Origin of the sequence: Actinoplanes sp. NPDC048988 (genome assembly GCF_043197815.1) — a bacterium.
Classification (GTDB): Bacteria; Actinomycetota; Actinomycetes; order Mycobacteriales; family Micromonosporaceae; genus Actinoplanes.
In genome coordinates this window covers 43727-59529 of record NZ_JBICTW010000030.1, presented here as the reverse complement: position 1 = coordinate 59529, position 15803 = coordinate 43727, and the positions used below count along the sequence as shown (strand labels likewise).

The 15803-nt window shown below is 69.3% G+C and carries 13 protein-coding genes; 7 read left to right on the top strand and 6 right to left on the bottom strand.

Annotation, left to right across the window (positions count from 1 at the left end; all coding sequences use genetic code 11):
- Positions 1-91: 91 nt before the first annotated feature.
- Positions 92-271 carry a hypothetical protein gene (locus ACGFJ7_RS45970; protein WP_360248122.1) on the bottom strand — a complete coding sequence of 60 codons (180 nt, stop codon included), beginning with the start codon at positions 269-271 and terminating at the stop codon, positions 92-94.
- Positions 272-598: 327 nt separating this feature from the next.
- Here ACGFJ7_RS45970 and ACGFJ7_RS45965 point away from each other — a divergent pair, with 327 nt between their 5' ends.
- The 5 genes from ACGFJ7_RS45965 (at position 599) to ACGFJ7_RS45945 (ending at position 7066) form a co-directional block, all read left to right on the top strand.
- Complete coding sequence (locus ACGFJ7_RS45965; RefSeq protein ID WP_360248124.1) at positions 599-1492, top strand: hypothetical protein; 894 nt, start codon at positions 599-601, stop codon at positions 1490-1492.
- 81 nt (positions 1493-1573) lie between these two features.
- Positions 1574-3118, top strand: coding sequence for a hypothetical protein (locus tag ACGFJ7_RS45960; RefSeq protein WP_392648756.1), 1545 nt, complete (start codon positions 1574-1576; stop codon positions 3116-3118).
- Between the two features lie 857 nt (positions 3119-3975).
- The gene (locus ACGFJ7_RS45955) at positions 3976-4353 is read left to right on the top strand and encodes a helix-turn-helix transcriptional regulator (protein WP_014440216.1); all 378 of its coding nucleotides are present in this window, start codon (positions 3976-3978) and stop codon (positions 4351-4353) included.
- Positions 4354-4458: 105 nt separating this feature from the next.
- Positions 4459-5133 carry a class II aldolase/adducin family protein gene (locus ACGFJ7_RS45950; RefSeq protein WP_360248128.1) on the top strand — a complete coding sequence of 225 codons (675 nt, stop codon included), beginning with the start codon at positions 4459-4461 and terminating at the stop codon, positions 5131-5133.
- Between the two features lie 691 nt (positions 5134-5824).
- Entirely contained in the window at positions 5825-7066 is a 1242-nt protein-coding gene (locus ACGFJ7_RS45945) for an IS256 family transposase (RefSeq protein WP_392642587.1), read from the top strand.
- A 698-nt stretch (positions 7067-7764) separates the two neighbouring features.
- Here ACGFJ7_RS45945 and ACGFJ7_RS45940 read toward each other — a convergent pair.
- The 4 genes from ACGFJ7_RS45940 to ACGFJ7_RS45925 all read right to left on the bottom strand — a co-directional run bounded on the left by ACGFJ7_RS45940 (position 7765) and on the right by ACGFJ7_RS45925 (position 12779).
- Positions 7765-8580 (bottom strand): DedA family protein, encoded by an 816-nt coding sequence (locus ACGFJ7_RS45940; protein ID WP_360248130.1) that lies wholly within the window; start codon positions 8578-8580, stop codon positions 7765-7767.
- Between the two features lie 119 nt (positions 8581-8699).
- A complete protein-coding gene (locus tag ACGFJ7_RS45935) occupies positions 8700-11189 on the bottom strand; it encodes a polynucleotide kinase-phosphatase (RefSeq protein ID WP_360248132.1) in 2490 nt (829 codons plus the stop codon).
- Positions 11186-12550 (bottom strand): 3' terminal RNA ribose 2'-O-methyltransferase Hen1, encoded by a 1365-nt coding sequence (locus tag ACGFJ7_RS45930; RefSeq protein WP_392648751.1) that lies wholly within the window; start codon positions 12548-12550, stop codon positions 11186-11188. The genes ACGFJ7_RS45935 and ACGFJ7_RS45930 overlap by 4 nt, the downstream gene beginning before the upstream one ends.
- A 46-nt stretch (positions 12551-12596) precedes the next feature.
- Positions 12597-12779, bottom strand: a complete 183-nt coding sequence (locus tag ACGFJ7_RS45925; protein WP_392648748.1) for a hypothetical protein — start codon at positions 12777-12779, stop codon at positions 12597-12599.
- Positions 12780-12948: 169 nt separating this feature from the next.
- Here ACGFJ7_RS45925 and fbaA point away from each other — a divergent pair, with 169 nt between their 5' ends.
- Positions 12949-13974 (top strand): class II fructose-bisphosphate aldolase, encoded by a 1026-nt coding sequence (fbaA, locus tag ACGFJ7_RS45920; protein WP_360248136.1) that lies wholly within the window; start codon positions 12949-12951, stop codon positions 13972-13974.
- Positions 13975-14076: 102 nt separating this feature from the next.
- On the top strand, positions 14077-14598 hold the full coding sequence (locus ACGFJ7_RS45915) for a hypothetical protein (protein WP_360248138.1): 522 nt from the start codon (positions 14077-14079) through the stop codon (positions 14596-14598).
- Here the strand turns inward: ACGFJ7_RS45915 and ACGFJ7_RS45910 are convergent.
- Entirely contained in the window at positions 14570-15787 is a 1218-nt protein-coding gene (locus ACGFJ7_RS45910) for a hypothetical protein (protein WP_360248140.1), read from the bottom strand. The two genes, ACGFJ7_RS45915 and ACGFJ7_RS45910, sit on opposite strands and share 29 nt — an antisense overlap.
- Positions 15788-15803: the final 16 nt, after the last annotated feature.

The window sequence follows — 15803 nt, the reverse complement described above, 5'->3', positions numbered from 1 at the left end:
GACAGCTCCACTCCACAACCGGAGGCCTTCACCCGTCCAGAGTCAGATCAACTCGTCACACCACCTCGACCAACCTCCCTGGACAGCACACCTAGTCGGTGGCCGTCCGTTGCCGGTAGGCCTGGGTCATCAGGACGTCGGTGACCAGTTGTTCTCCGCCCTCGGCCGGCCAGATACGGATGCCGTCGCGGTGGAGCTGATATCGCACGTCAGTGAATCGGGTCCGGGTGTCGTCATGGTGAACGACGTCCAAGGTGTCGGCGTGGGGCATGGGACTCACCGGTCCTTAACAGGTCTGGGGCGGCCGCGGTGTGGTCACGCGGCCGGCGTAACGGGACAGGTGCCCTAGGACGGTCTGCCTCGGCCCTCGTCTGGGGCGGGCGACTCGTCCGGGCAGGGGGCGTCGCGGGAGGTCTCTGCTGCCACGTCGGCGCCACGGATGGAAGTGTAGGGGGCCGGATCGACCCGTGTCGCCCCCTGAACGAGCGACCTATTTACGGATATTTCGTCCATCGTCGCCCGATGTTGCCACAGCTCCGCCGCTTGTGCTCCGCTGTCGCGAATATGGCGGCCGCCCGATACCGTGAGTGGATCAAGAATGGGGGGCATTGTGACCGTTCCGAGCTACCCGGCACCCATAGCAAGGCCGCGCCCGGTCATCGTGACGGTCGCGTCGTACCTTCTCTACCTGGTTGCCGCGATCCAAGTGATCAATGCGATCGCCACGTTCTCGGTGATGGGCCGCATGTCCGACGCGGTGCGTGACGCGTACGCGGGCACCGAGGCCGAGGGCACCGAAGGCGTGGTGGCCGGCATCTTCGTCTTCGGCGGGATCATCAACCTGCTGATCGGCGCCGGCTTCGCCGTACTGGCCATCTTCAACAACCGCGGAAAGAACCCGTCCCGCATCGTCACCTGGGTGATCGGCGGCATCGCGATCTGCTGCCTGGGCATCGGCCTGGGCGGAAACGCCCTGGTCAGCGCGACCGAGCAGGCGGGCAACAGCGGCTCGGCGACCTGGCAGGACGACGACATCGAGCAGCGGCTCAACGAGGCCCTGCCGTCCTGGTACACGCCGACCACGACGGCGCTGACCGTCATCGCGCTGCTGGCCGTACTGGCCACGGTGATCCTGCTGGCGCTGCCGGCGTCGAACGAGTTCTTCCGCAAGCAGCCGGCCGCGGGCTGGGACCCGTCGGTCGGATATCCGCCATACCCGGGCCAGCAGCCCGGCGGGCAGTACCCGATGTACGGACAGCAGAACCCGTACCCGCCGGGTTATCCGACGCCGCAGGGACAACCGGGGCAACCCGCTCCGGGGCTTCCGCCCTATCCCGGTTCGAATCCGCCGCCGCCGGCCTCCGACCCCTACGCTCAGCCGCCGGCGCCCCCGCCGGGTGGGGACCAGCCGTCGTGGGGGGCACCGCCGCCGCCGTGGGGCTCACAGCCGAAGCCGACCGACCCGGACGGGACGGAACCACCCAAGCCGTGACGTCCCGCTGAACGGGTTCCGCACCGTTCGACGCTCCACGCGGGTAGGTTCGGGCCAACGGATCACCGCGGGGAGTCGTCGATGTCATACCCAGTCCAGCCGCTGCCGATCGCCGTGGCGCCGCCGCCCTCACCGTCGGGCCGGCCGCCCACGGTGTCGCTGGCCGCCGTCATACTCTGGGTGATGGCCGTGCTCGGCCTGATCTATGCGATCACGACGCTGGCCATCGTGCCCGGGACGATCCACCGCTTCCGCCAGGTCACCGACGGTCAGCTGCAGTCCTTCACCGGCGACAGCGACCTGGACTACTACGTGGCGGTGGTCTGGCTCGGCGCCGCGGTGGCCCTGGCCCTAGCCGTGATCATCTTCGCGCTGTACGTGGTGTTGGGCCTGGCCCTGCGCCGCGGAAGCAACGCCGCCCGGATAGCGACACTGGTGGTCTGCGTCCTGGGCATCCTGGCCGGCGCCGCGAGCGCCCTGACGGTGGCGGCCCAGCGAGGCGGCGACGCGGTGCCGGGCTCCCTCGGCACCCGGCTGACCGACGCGTACCCGGGCGGCTGGGTCGGCACGAACGCCGCACTCTCGGTCGCCCAGATCTTCGGCTACGCCATCGTCGGCATCCTGGTGCTGACGGCTCCCCGCGCGTTCTTCCGTAAGCCGGTCGCCGCGGCGGCCCCGAATGTGCCCCCGGGCGGCTATCCGCCGGCTTACGGCGCCCCCTACCCGGGCCATCCGGCGAGCTACGGCCAGCAATACGACACCGGTGCGTACGGTCCCGGGTCCCCTTACGCTTCAGGCCCTTCCAGCGCGTACGCCTCGGCGCCCTACGCGCCATACCCTTCCGCGCCCGCCCCGTCCCACGGAAACGACGCCGATTCCCCGTACGCCCGCCCACCGGCCACACCAACCTTGGAAGGCCCAGCAGCTTCTCAGCCCGAGACCGCCCCCACCCCCGCTGCGCCCTTCGTCACGCCCGCTGCGCCCGCGCCCGCCACGCCCGCGTCCGCCGGGCCTGCGTTCGCCGCGCCTGCGCCCGCCGCGCCTGCGCCCGCCGCACCTGTGCCCGCCGCGCCTGTGCCCGCCGCGCCTGTGCCCGCCGGGCCTGTGCCTGCTGCGTCGGTCTATGCCGCGCCTTCCGAGACCGCTCCCGCCACGTCTGCGCCGGGGATGCCCACGCCCGGTTCGGCCGTAACTGCCCCTTCGGCCGCTCCGGCGCCAGCCGGAGCCACGTCAGCACCCGCAGCGTCGGCGCCGGGCGAGACCCCGCCGGGCGAGACCCCGCCGGGCGGGAGCGCGCCTGCGGCTCCTGTGCCTACTCCGCCCACCGCCGCCGCACCGGTCATGCCCGCGTCGGCGTCTGCCGCGTCTGGATCGTCGTCACGGCCGGGGGCTGACCAGGCGGCGGCGACCGCGGCGGGCGTTGGGCAGACGCCCGGTGGCGCATCGTCCTCGGTTGCGGCGCCGGCTGCTTTCGGGATGGGTGCTTCATCCGTACCTGATCCGGGCGAAGCGTCCTCGCCCGCCGGTGAATCCGGGACTTCCGGTGAGGCGAGTGGGGCCGAGCCGGCGAAGCGTGCGGCCCCTTCGCCGTCGGATGATGAGTACTGGTCACGTCCGTCGGAGTAGTTACTCGCCAGTTACCCCCCTCGTTTTGAGGTGAGCCCCCTCATATTGATGGGTATGGGTCACCCGAACGGGTAGCTTTCTCATCCAGCGATGTCCCCCAATCGGCTGTCCGGATAGCGCTTGACCGGCCGGTCGGAGGGTGTTTTTCGCTACATGGGTAAACGTCCGATCGCACGATTCACAGCACCTTCTCAGCACCTCGTCCGGGTGATCTGCCGGCCGTGGCCCCTGTGACCCAGGACATAGGGGCTTTGAGCTGCGTCGATGTTCTCCGGATGGGGCGAAAGGGACTTGGCCAACAGTAAGGTTTGTTTATAGAGAGACCCAATGTTGTGCGTCAATAGTTCCCTTCGACACTGCCGGGGCGAAAGGTTCCAGTTTCGTTCCAGCCAGTACGCTCGATACATGCAAGCACGCCACGACCTGCGTAAATTCATCACTGAATTGCCCGTCGCAGAGCGTGGTGCCGTGCTTTCATCGGGTCGTGAACTTCCGGCATCCGGCCGCCCGGTCCGGGAGATCGCACACGGTGTTGGGATGACGACGGCGAGGTGTGTGCGGACCTTGCTCAAATCGGATCAGTCACCGGAAACAGATCGACGAATTGACAATGTGGGGCGTCTCACTCCCGGGGCGGGGATCGAGACCTCGACACAGATGGACAGCGACCAGACGGCGGCTGAGGCGTTGCAGGAGGCAGAGACCGCGTTCGGTGGCGGGGTAAAGGTTGATCGGGAGTTCGGGTTACCGGCCATCCTGGATCGACCGACCCGGCGATCGATGTCGGCCTTACGGCCTCGAAGTTAGGCGGTTCGTTCCTGCACTCATGCAGGAGAATCGATGCAGTTGGTGGAAGGATGGAGATCGTGGGAACTGCGTTGGCGGAAATGACAATGCCTCAGATCTCGCCGCTTGCCGGCGAGCCAATTGAACGTGCCGACGCCGAGCGGCTGGCCGGGGTGCTCAAGGCACTGGCCGACCCGGCCCGGCTTCGGCTGCTGAGCCTCATTCAGTCCGCGACGGACGGTGAGGCCTGCGTGTGCGACCTGACCGCTCCGCTCGGTCTGTCTCAGCCGACGGTGAGCCATCACCTTCGGATCCTTACGGAGGCCGGCCTGCTCGAGCGTGAGAAGCGGGGTGTGTGGGCGTACTACCGGCTCGTGCCGACCGCCATCGCGACCATCGCCGATCTTCTGACCCCGCCGCGCAAGCGGGCCACGAAGAAGGCGCGCTGACCGCTTTCGGGACTCGCCTGGCGTCACCGGCATCACGTGGGGCGTGACGCCAGGCCGAAATCCTTCTCCGCCTCAAGTCCACCCCCAGGACCCGAGGAGTAACGGGTGAACTACGTCCACGGCGATCTGCGCGATCAGCTCGCGTTCGTGGGTTTCGACGTCATCCAGGCCGGCCTCGTGGCCGGCTCCGGCGGCAACCTGTCCGCGCGTATCCCCGACGAGGACGCCATCTGGGTCACCGCCAGTGGCTCCTGGCTGGGCCGTCTCAGCCGTACGACCTTCGCCGCCGTCCGCGTGTCGGACGGCTCACCCGCGACGGTCGGCAACATGCCGCCGCCGCAGTGCGAGCCGACCAGCGAACTGGCGTTGCACCTCGCGTTGTACAGGGCACGTCCCGACGTCAACGCCATCATCCATCTGCATCCGCAGACAGCTCTGCTGCTCGACGCCCTGGGCGAGCACATCCGGATCGTCACCACGGACCACGCCTACTACCTGAGGCGCGTCTCCACGGTGCCGTTCCGCCTGCCCGGAACGATCGAGTTGGCCTCGTTGACGGCCGCCATGGCCGCCGACGGCACCGACTGCCTGGTCCTGAGCCAGCACGGCTGCGTGGTCCTGGGCGATTCGGTCGAGCTGGCCCACAAACGGGCCCGCAACCTCGAGGAGGCCGCGCAGCTCACCTACCGGGCCTTGGCCGCCGGCCGCCTGGAAAACCTGCGCGACTGCCCCGAGGAGTTCCTCAGCCGTCTCTCCGGTTCCACCGCCCTCTCCGTCTGACCGGCCCGACCCTCCCACGAGATCCCGCCACCGGCCCGCGCCCACCGCGGTCCAGCCCAGCGAGTCCCGTCCAGGAGCCCGCCGCCCTCCGGGCTTCCCCAAAGGCGCGCCCAACGCCACGAAGTTCCGCACAAGCAAAGCCGCCCGTCCCTTTCGGGCGGCTTTCGCTTTTCCCGTACGCCCACACAGCCACCCACCCGCAAACCCCCACCCCCAACGGCCTTGCGCCTCGGCCGCCGCCCAGCGCCCGACCCACCAGCTCCCGCCGCAGCCTCCGCACCCGGCCTCCCAAGCCGGCTGGCTTTCCCGCCAGCCGGCTTCTGCTGATCGGCTGCCTCTGCGATCGGCTGTCTCCGCCGGTCGTTCTCGTTGTCTGCGTCCGGCCGGACCGTTTCCCGCTGTCCGCGTTCCGGTCGAGCCACCTCCGCTGTCCGCGTTCTGGCCGACCGTGTCCCACTGTCCGCGTTCCGGTCGAGCCGCCTCCGTTGTCGCGTTCCGGTCGAGCCGCCTCCGCTGTCCGCGTTCTGGCCGACCGTGTCCCGCTGTCCGCGTTCTGGTCGGGCCGTTTCCCGCTCTGACCGCGTTCTGGGGGTTGCGTCCACCGAAGTGGTGTATGACCTGGTCTTTTCCAGCAGACAGAAGCGGCCATCGCAGATCCTTCGGATTGTCTAGATCAAGAAGGAGACCTGCGATGGCCGCAGAACCGAGTCTGAACGTCGCCAGTCTGTTGCGCGAGCATCTTGAATCGGCGAGCCCTGATCTACTGCGGGCGATGGTGCAAACCTTCGCCGAAACGCTGATGTCCGCCGAGGTCGACGCGGTCTGCGGTGCTGAGTACGGCGAACGCAGCGACGAGCGCACGAACTCGCGTAACGGCTACCGGCAGCGCGACTGGGACACCCGGGCCGGCACCGTCGAGCTGGCGATCCCGAAACTGCGGCACGGCTCCTACTTTCCGGACTGGCTGCTGCAGCACCGCCGCCGCGCCGAGCAGGCCCTGGTCAGCGTGGTCGCGACGTCGTATCTGCTCGGCGTCTCGACCCGGCGGGTGGAAAAGCTGGTCGAGCAACTCGGCATCAAGTCGCTGTCCAAGTCGCAGGTTTCGGAGATGGCCCGGCATTTGGATGCCCAGGTCGAAGCGTTCCGCAACCGGCCCTTGGACGCCGGGCCGTATGTGTTCGTCTGGCTCGACGCCCTGGTCATCAAGGTCCGCGAACACGGCCGGATCATCAACGTCCATGGCCTGGTCGCGGTCGGGGTCAATGCCGACGGCGGCAGGGAAGTCCTCGGCCTGGACATCAGCAGCGATGAGGACGGGGCCGGCTGGCTGGCCTTCCTGCGCTCGTTGACCGCCCGCGGCCTGTCCGGGGTCCGCCTGGTCGTCTCCGATGCCCACGCCGGGCTGGTCAACGCGATCGGGGCCGCGCTGCCGGGCGCGTCCTGGCAGCGTTGCCGCACCCACTATCTGCGCAACCTGCTCGCTAAAGTCCCCAAATCCGCGCAGCCGTGGGTCGCCACCCTGGTCCGCACGGTCTTCGACCAACCCGACACCGCCGCGGTCGAAGCCCAATACGCCCGGGTCTTGGAGATGATCGGCGAGAAGTTCGGTGACGCCGCCGAACACCTCGACGACGCCCGCGCCGACCTGTTGGCGTTCACCGCGTTCCCGCGTGAGCTCTGGCGTCAGATCTGGTCGAACAACCCCCAGGAACGCTTGAACAAAGAGATCCGCCGGCGCACCGATGTCGTCGGGATCTTCCCGAACCGGGCCGCGATCATCCGCCTCGTCGGCGCCGTGCTCGCCGAACAAACCGATGAATGGGTCGAAGGACGCCGCTACATGGGCCTGGACCTCATCCGCAAAGCCCGCCTCACACCAGTCAAGACCAGCCAAGACACCGAAGCCGACCAGACCACAGAGATCGCCGCCTAGCATCAACACACACGGATCAGCGATGGCCGAGTCATACACCACCTCAGCGGGCACGACCGTTCTGGGCGCCGCGACTTGCTGCCGGCGAGTGGAGAGGGAGCCGTGGGGAAGGAAGGCTGCCGGCGGGTCGGGATTGAGGGAGGGAAGCATTCCGGGTGCGGGAGTGAGGGAGAAGGCTGCCGAGCCGGTTGGGGATGCGAGAGGTCGTCCGCGGCCGGGGAGTCAGCGAGGAAGGCCGCCCTGGCCGGTGGGGTAAGGCAGCCCGGCCGGTGGTGAGTGGAAGGCTGGCCGGGCTGGTGGGGAGTAAGGCCGAGCCGGGCTGGTGCGGAGTAAGGCCGAGCCGGGCCGGTGGGGAGTGAGGCTGGCCGGGCTGGTGGGGAGTATGGCCGAGCCGGGCTGGTGCGGAGTAAGACGAGCCGGACCGGTGGGAAGTAAGGCCGAGCCCGGCCGGTGAGGAGCGGGGGAAGGGAGGGTGTCCGGCGGTTGGCGAAGATGACAAGGACGCCGGACGGTGGGGAAGGGAGAAACGCTGCCGGACGGGGCGAAAGGGGAGCAACGCTGCCGGACGGCGGAAAGGCGAGGAACGCCGTCCGATGGTGCGGAAGGAACGTCGCTGGGTGGTTGGGGCGGCTGTGCGTGGGGTGGCCCAACGAAAAAACGCCGCCCCGAGGGGCGGCGTCTTTTGTGGACTTGGGTGGTTAGTTGCGGCGGTGCGAGCGGGGCGGGTAGCGGTCGTCGTTGTCGTCCTCTTCGCGGGCGGCGTCGACCAGGCCGGCGATGCTTGCGGCGGCGACGACTCCTATGGCGGCTGAGGGCTCCGGGTCCGTGGTGCCGCCGTTCTTCTTGTGGCGGCGCTCGCGCAGGATCTCGATGAAGATCGGGAGCAGCGAGATCAGGACGATGATGGCGACGACCGGCAGGATGTAGCGGTCGATGTGGTCGCCGACGGCGTCGTAGATCTGCTGGGCCAGCGTGTGGCCGATGATGATGATGCCGTCGGTCCAGAGGACGGCGCCGATCACGTTCCAGATGAAGAACTTCCGGGCCGGCATGCCGAGCGTGCCCGCCACCGGGTTGAGGAAGGTACGCACGATCGGGATGAAGCGGGCCAGCACGACGGCTTTGGCCGGGCCGAACTTCTCGAAGTAGTACTCCGCCTTCTGGACGTACTCCTTCTTGAAGAGCTTGGAGTCCGGTTTGTCGAACATCCGCCGCCCGTACCGGGCGCCGAGCCAGTGGCCGAACTGGGCGCCGACGATGGCGCAGATCGGCGCGCCGATCAGCAGGCCGACGTAGGACAGCTGCGTGCCGTCACCGAACATCGAGTCGGCCACGGGCGAGGCGGCCACGCCGGCCAGGAAGAGAAGCGAGTCGCCCGGGAAGAAGAACCCGACCAGCAGGCCTGTCTCGGCGAACATGATCGCCCACACACCGTACAGACCAAGGGTGTGAATCAGGTCCGTCGGATCCGTCGGATTGAAGGCGAGCTGCTCGCTGAGCGCACGGATGTCCACGAGGAGCCAGGGTACCGGCACTCGCCCATGTGAAACCTGTCCACTTCCTGTGGAATGCCTTTCCCGGCCGAACGACCGCCCCGCTCGCCCGAATGGCCAGGTGAGCAGGGCGGCGCCGGTCACAGCCGCGGGTCGACGGGCTCCGACTCCGAGGCGAGGATGGCGAAGACCAGCTCGTGGACGCGCCACAGCGGCTCGCCGGCCGCGACCCGGTCGAGGGCGGCCAGGCCGAGGCCGTGCTCGCGCAGGGCCAGGTTGCGCTTGCGTCCCAGGTTGCGGCGGCGCAGGCGGGCGAGCTGCTCGGGCCGGGTGTACTCCGGGCCGTAGATGATGCGCAGGTACTCGCGGCCGCGGCATTTCACGCCGGGCTGGACCAGCCGTCCTTTCGCCTCGGTGGCGGTCAGGCCCGACCACGGCTTGACCACCATGCCCTCGCCCCCGGCGGCGGTCAGCGCCAGCCACCACTCGGTGGCCTCGGCCTCGGACGCCGGGTCGGCCAGGTCGACGGCGACCCGGCGGGTCGGGGTGAACAGGGCCGGGTCGGCCGCCACCAACCGGTCGGCGAGGCCCAGGTGCCAGCCGTGGTCACGACTCGCGTACGAGACGCCGTCGCCGGCCAGCACCGCGAACGGCGCCAGCGTCACCCCGGTGAGGCCGTCGGTCGGCTTCACGTATGAGCGGTAGGCCGCCGAATATCCGCTGATCTCCGCCGATCGCAGTTCCAGCCGCTCGCGCAGCGCCGTCACGTCCAGTCCGCGTGCCGCCGTCCCGGCGAGCACGTCCAGTGCGGCCGGCAGGGCGGCCCGTCCCGCCGCTCCGACCCCCGCGTACCGCTCCCGGATCAGGCCGGCCGCCTTCGCCGACCACGGCAGCAGTTCCGCGTCGATCAGCAGCCAGTCGCGGCCGAGCTCGTCGAAGAGGCCGGCCGCCGCGGCCCGGACCTTGGCCAGCAGCGGCCCGTCCAGCTCGGGGCCGAAGAACGGCCGCCCGGTCCGGGTCCAGATGGCGTCGCCGTCGCCGAGCCGGGACACGCGGACGACCGCGCGGGAGCCCATGTGCTTCTCCTCGCACACGACCTTGTCCACGCCGGCGGCGCGCATGTCGGCGAAGGCGGTGGCCGGATGTTCCAGATATCCGTCGAGCTCCGACGTCGAGCACGGCGCCATGGTCGGCGGCAGCCAGATCAGCGTGGCCGGGTCGAGCGCGAACCGGCTCATCACCTCGAGCGCGGCGGCCGCGTTCTCGGCGGCGATGGTGGCTCGCCCGTACCCGTATTCGAGGTGTCGCCGTCCGGTCACGTCGGTGATCTCCAGCCCTTCGTCGGGCCGGGTCGCCGGGAGCAGCGGGCGTACGGGCGCGTAGTGCTCCCGCTCGGCCGGCACCGCGACGAGTTCGCGCGACGGCCAGCGCAGCGCGGTCAGCGCCCCGCCGAACACGCAGCCGGTGTCGAGGCAGATGGTGTTGTTCACCCACTCCGGTTTCGGTGTCGGGGTGTGCCCGTAGACGACCGCGGCCGAGCCCCGGTAGTCGCGGGCCCACGGGTACCGGACCGGCAGCCCGTACTCGTCGGTCTCGCCGGTGGTTTCCCCGTACAGCGCGAAGCTGCGCACCCGCCCGGACGCGCGGCCCTGGTACGCCTCCTTGAGGCCGGCGTGCGCGACCACCAGCTTGCCGCCGTCGAGCACGTAGTGGCTGACCAGGCCCTCGATGAACGTCTTGGCCTCGGCCACGAACTCCGCCGGCTCGGCCGACAGCTGCTCGAGTGTCTCGGGCAGGCCGTGTGTCAGCTGGACCTGGCGGCCGTTGAGCTTGCGGGCGAGTTTCTGCTCGTGGTTGCCGGGCACGCAGAGCGCCGTGCCGGCCGCGACCATGCCCATCACCAGGCGCAGCACGCCCGGCGAGTCGGGGCCGCGGTCGACCAGGTCACCGACGAAGACGGCCGTACGGCCCTCGGGGTGGGCCGCGCCGACCGGCCGGCCCTGGGCGTCGCGGGTCAGGGCGTAGCCGAGCCGTTCGAGCAGCGTCTCGAGCTCGGAGCGGCAGCCGTGCACGTCGCCGATGATGTCGAACGGCCCGGTGAGCTCGCGCTTGTCGTTGAACAGCTTCTCGTAGCGGATCGAGGCGGCGGCGATCTCGTCCGGGCCGCGCAGCACGTGCACCTTGCGGAAGCCCTCGCGGGTCAGCGAGCCGAGGCTGCGCCGCAGGTCGCGGTGCATGCGGCTGAGGACGCGACGGTCGAAGGTACGGTCCGGGCGGGCCTGCGTGCGTTCCCAGGCCAGCGCCTCGGGCACGTCGAGGACGATCGCCACCGGCAGCACGTCGTGTTCCTTGGCCACGCGGACCAACTCGGCCCGGCCGTGCGGCTGGAGGTTGGTGGCGTCGACGACGGTGAGCCGCCCGGCGGTCAGCCGCTTGCCGGCGATGTAGTGCAGGGCGTCGAAGGCCTCGGCCGAGGCGGACTGGTCGTTCTCGTCGTCGGCCACCAGGCCACGGAAGAAGTCGGACGAGAGCACCTGGGTGGGGCGGAAGTGCGTACGCGCGAAGGTCGATTTGCCCGAGCCGGAGATGCCGACCAGCGCGACGAGCGCGAGCTCCGGAATGTCGATCATGCGGTCACCTCCGTGAAAAGAGCGAGCTGGGTGGGCGATCCGGTGGCTTCGTCGAGTTCGCCGACTGTCCTGAATGTCACGTTGAATCCATATGTGTGCGCTGTCCGTGTCGCCCAGTCCTGGAACTCGGCCCGCGTCCACTCGAAGCGATGGTCCGAGTGCCGCATGCCGGTCAGCCCCTCGTAATTGACGTTGTACTCGGCGTTGGGCGTGGTCACGACGACGGCGCCGGGACGCGCGTGACCGAACACGCTCGCCTCCAGGGCCGGCAGCCGGGGCAGGTCGAGATGTTCGATGACCTCCATCAGCACGGCCGCGTCGTAGCCGCGCAGCCGGTCGTCCCGGTAGGTCAGCGCCGACTGCCACAGCTTGAGCCGGCCCCGCTGCCGCTCGGGCAGGCGGTCGAGGCGCAGCTTGCGGGCGGCGATCTCCAGCGCCCGGGCTGACACGTCGGTGCCGACGACCTCGGTGTACCGCCGGTCCTTCATCAGGGCCCCCAGCAGTGCGCCACCGCCACAACCGAGGTCCAGTACGCGCGTCGCGCCGACCTCGGTGAGCGCCGCCAGCACGGCGTCGCGGCGCTGCTCGGCCAGCGACTGACGGCGTACGACCGGAAGCTCGGCCTCCTCCTCGGCCGGCGGCTCCTCGGCCTCCTCGCCCTCGAGCGACTGGAGCGCGGTCGTGGTCAGCGCCCGCTTGTGGGCCAGGTAGCGGCGGGCGATCAGCACCTTGTCCGGATGGCCGGCGAGCCAGCCCTCGCCGGAGCGCAGCAGCTTCTCGATCTCGTCGGGCGCCACCCAGTAGTGCTTGGCGTCGTCGAGGACGGGCAACAGGACGTACAGATGATTGAGAGCCGCGGAAAGCGTGAGCGACCCGCGCAGGACGAGATCGACGTAGCGGCTGTCGCCGCCGATCTCCGGCTCGAACGGGATCGCGGTGGCCTCGACCTCCCAGCCGAGCGGCGCGAACAGGCGCGTGGCCAGCTCGGTTGTGCCCCGCAGCACCGGCACCCGGATCTCCAGCGGCAGGGGAGTGACGGCCAGCTCGGGACGGTCCTTGGACGCGCCGCGCAGGGCGGAGCGGAAGACCTTGGACAGGGCGCTGGCCAGCAGGCTGGAGGCCGCGTACGGCCGGTCGTTGACGAACTGACTCAGCTCGAAGGCGTCCCGCTGAGCCCGCAGCCGCTGCGGGTCGACGTCCAGCATCAGCGCGGCCGTGCACCGCTCGTCGCTCACCTCGGGATACATGACGTACGCGGTACCGGTCGGCACGTCGAACGTATGCACCTTGTCAGGGTGTTTGACCAGCAGATATCCGAGATCGGTGGCGGGGCGATGAGTGGTCGTGACGGTCAGCAGCACGCCAGTAATGATGAGCCGCCGAGATGATCACGGGCGAACCATTAATTCAGCGGTACTCGTCCTCCAGCCGTACCGACCGGCTCTGCTCCTGGGCGTCCCACTCGGGCGTCTCGTCGCCCAGAGCCGGCGCCGGGTCGTCGCCGTCGTCGTCGAGGAAGGCGTCGGCCGCCTGCTCCGCGGCGTCAGCCTCGGGCGCTTCGAGGTCGTCGCTGCCTGGGTACGTCATCACGAGCTTCCCTCCGTCGACATCCGGCCCATCTTTCCCCCACAGCATGCGCGCAAACGGCGCGTTTACGGGGTCATTTCTGATCGGGTGAGCGGCTACGGAATACTGCCTGTTGGAGGACAGCGCGGTCCTGCCCTCTGTCTCCCGAACGCAAAGAGCAAGGAGCGCACCGATGCCCATCGCTTCTCCCGAGGTCTACGCCGAGATGCTGGACCGCGCCAAGGCGGGCGCGTTCGCCTACCCGGCGATCAACGTGACGTCCTCGCAGACCCTGAACGCGGCCCTCCAGGGCTTCGCCGAGGCGGGCAGCGACGGCATCATCCAGATCTCCACCGGTGGCGCCGAGTACGTGTCGGGCCCGACGGTCAAGAACATGATCACCGGTGCCGTGGCCCTGGCCGAGTTCGCCACCGAGGTGGCCAAGAACTACCCGGTCAACATCGCGCTGCACACCGACCACTGCCCCAAGGACAAGCTCGACAAGTACGTGCGCCCGCTGCTGGCCCTCAGCAAGGAGCGCGTCGCCAACGGGCAGGCCCCGCTCTTCCAGTCGCACATGTGGGACGGCTCGGCCGTGCCGGTCGACGAGAACCTGCAGATCGCCGAGGAGCTCCTCAAGGACGCCGCGGCCGCGCACATCATCCTCGAGATCGAGGTCGGCGTGGTCGGTGGCGAGGAGGACGGCGTCTCGGCCGCGATCGACGACAAGCTCTACTCGACCGTCGAGGACGGCCTGGCCACCGCCGCCGCCCTGGGCCTGGGCGAGAAGGGCCGTTACATGACGGCCCTGACCTTCGGCAACGTGCACGGCGTCTACAAGCCGGGCAACGTCAAGCTGCGCCCCGAGATCCTCAAGGAGATCCAGGACGCGGTCGGTGCCAAGTACGGCAAGGAGAAGCCGTTCGACCTGGTCTTCCACGGCGGTTCGGGCTCGCTGCTGTCGGAGATCCACGGCGCCCTGGACTACGGCGTGGTCAAGATGAACATCGACACCGACACGCAGTACGCGTTCACGCGGCCCGTGGTCGACCACGTGTTCAAGAACTACGACGGCGTTCTGAAGATCGACGGCGAGGTCGGCAACAAGAAGGCGTACGACCCGCGCGCCTGGGGCAAGCTGGCCGAGAACGGCCTCGCGAAGCGCGTCGTCGAGGCGTGCGAGCACCTGCGCTCGGTGGGCACCACTCTCTCGAAGTAATCGAAAGATGACAGCCGGTCCTCGTTAGGGGGCCGGCTGTTTCTCTTCCTGGCAGGTTACTGAGAGGTATGTATACGATCGTCGTCCCCCCGGAGGTGGATCATGATCGTGCTTGGGATCCAGGGCTACGAGCCCACGTGGCACCATGACGCCGAGGCCCTGGCGGCCGTTCACCGGACCAGATTTGTGCGGCTCATCGGCAAGAAACTGCGATCAAGCTGGCTGATGTGGGACATCGCCGAGCGCGGCTGGTTCGCGGACGGCCCGGTCATCCTCGACTTTGGAGTGACAAGAGTCGAGATAACCCATCGTAAATTCGACGAGTGCGCGATCACCTGGGATCAGATCGATCTGAACCAGCCGATCGACTGGTACGAGCACTTCGACTGGCGTCCCGACCCGCACGCGGCCCTGCGCGCGGCCCGGGGACAGCGCCTGCGCTCGGTGAACATCATCGAGCTGATCACCACCGCCGAGTGGCGGCCCCGGGTGCTGCACGCCGTCGAATTCCTCTTCGAGGACGCCCGGCTCGCGGTCTACAACGCCATGGACGAGAACGGCCTCACCGACGTACCGGAAAAGGATCTTCCGGTGACTAACTGGCGGCGTGTGCACGTGGCGTGAGCGCCTTCATCGCCACGTCCAGCGAATCGGTGACCACGACCAGGTGCGACTGGTCGCCGTGCGGGCTCTTCGCCAGCAGCGGGCGCAGCAGCGCCTCGACCGGCAGCTCACGCCAGTGGTCGACGCCGAGGAAGACGAACGCGCCCGACGGGCCGTCGGTCTGGTAGAAGGTCTTCGTCGCCGCCTGGAAGATCTCCTGGACCGTGCCCGCCCAGCCCGGCGCGAAGACGATGCCGCCCCGGGAGAGCCGCAGGATCGAGTCCTCGCGGACGGCGTTCGAGAAGTACTTGCCGATCTGACCGGCGAAAAGGTTCGCCGGCTCATGACCGTACAGCCAGGTGGGCAGGGCCAGGCCGCCGTGCCGGAGCCGGCCGGCCACGTCGGCCACCGCCTTCGGCGGCGCCGGGAACCTCTTCCGCACGGCCAGGGCGGCCGCCGTGTACGGGTCGTGGTCGGCGAAGTGCGGCGCGGCCGACAACAGGTCGATCGCCTGCATGAGCTGGGGTGCGGGGCGAGCGGCGAAGTACGCGCCCAGGTTCGCCGCCTCCATCACGCCCGGCCCGCCGCCGGTCACCACCAGCCGGCCCAGCGACGCCAGCCGCCAGGCCAGCGTGGCCGCCATCCGGTAGGCCTGCGAGCCGCGCGGCGCGGCGTGCCCGCCCATGATCCCGACCGCGCCCTCGACGCCGCGGCCGTGCACCCAGGCGGCGAGCGCCTTGCCCAGCGCGTTGTCGATGCCGGCGTCGTGCAACCGCTGCGCGATCGCCTCCCGGATGTCCGGGGACGCGCCGCCGTGCGTGACGAAATGGTCGTACACCTGCGTGTCGTACATCCCGGCGAAGCCGCCCTCGGCGAAGCCGAACGAGAGATCCTCGGGCGTGTAGAGGTTGGCCGGATGGGTCGGATAGGGCCGCGCGTCGAACGGCGGAATCAGGTGGGCGCCGCGCCGGATCAGATCGATCTCGACGTCGTCGCCGGCCAGACGGCAGCCGATGAACAGCGCGCCGGTCACCTCGACGTCGCTGAGGTCGGGCGGGTCCAGATCGAGGCGCAACCCGAGGATCACGAGGCCGGCCAGGGACTTCTTGGCCAGATGGACGTCGAGCTCGGCCCGCGACTCGATCTCGTTGACTGTGGCGTCGAAGGGAACGTCGCCGCCGAAGACGGGCTGAAGGGGATCGCCGACCATGCCCCGTAGGGTAGCC

Excerpts from the sequence above, each read along its gene's own strand:
- ACGFJ7_RS45970 (WP_360248122.1), bottom strand. The coding sequence starts at position 271 with ATGCCCCACGCCGACACCTTGGACGTCGTTCACCATGACGACACCCGG.
- ACGFJ7_RS45965 (WP_360248124.1), top strand. The coding sequence starts at position 599 with ATGGGGGGCATTGTGACCGTTCCGAGCTACCCGGCACCCATAGCAAGG.
- ACGFJ7_RS45960 (WP_392648756.1), top strand. The coding sequence starts at position 1,574 with ATGTCATACCCAGTCCAGCCGCTGCCGATCGCCGTGGCGCCGCCGCCC.
- ACGFJ7_RS45955 (WP_014440216.1), top strand. The coding sequence starts at position 3,976 with ATGGAGATCGTGGGAACTGCGTTGGCGGAAATGACAATGCCTCAGATC.
- ACGFJ7_RS45945 (WP_392642587.1), top strand. The coding sequence starts at position 5,825 with ATGGCCGCAGAACCGAGTCTGAACGTCGCCAGTCTGTTGCGCGAGCAT.
- ACGFJ7_RS45935 (WP_360248132.1), bottom strand. The coding sequence starts at position 11,189 with ATGATCGACATTCCGGAGCTCGCGCTCGTCGCGCTGGTCGGCATCTCC.
- fbaA (WP_360248136.1), top strand. The coding sequence starts at position 12,949 with ATGCCCATCGCTTCTCCCGAGGTCTACGCCGAGATGCTGGACCGCGCC.
- ACGFJ7_RS45915 (WP_360248138.1), top strand. The coding sequence starts at position 14,077 with ATGATCGTGCTTGGGATCCAGGGCTACGAGCCCACGTGGCACCATGAC.
- ACGFJ7_RS45910 (WP_360248140.1), bottom strand. The coding sequence starts at position 15,787 with ATGGTCGGCGATCCCCTTCAGCCCGTCTTCGGCGGCGACGTTCCCTTC.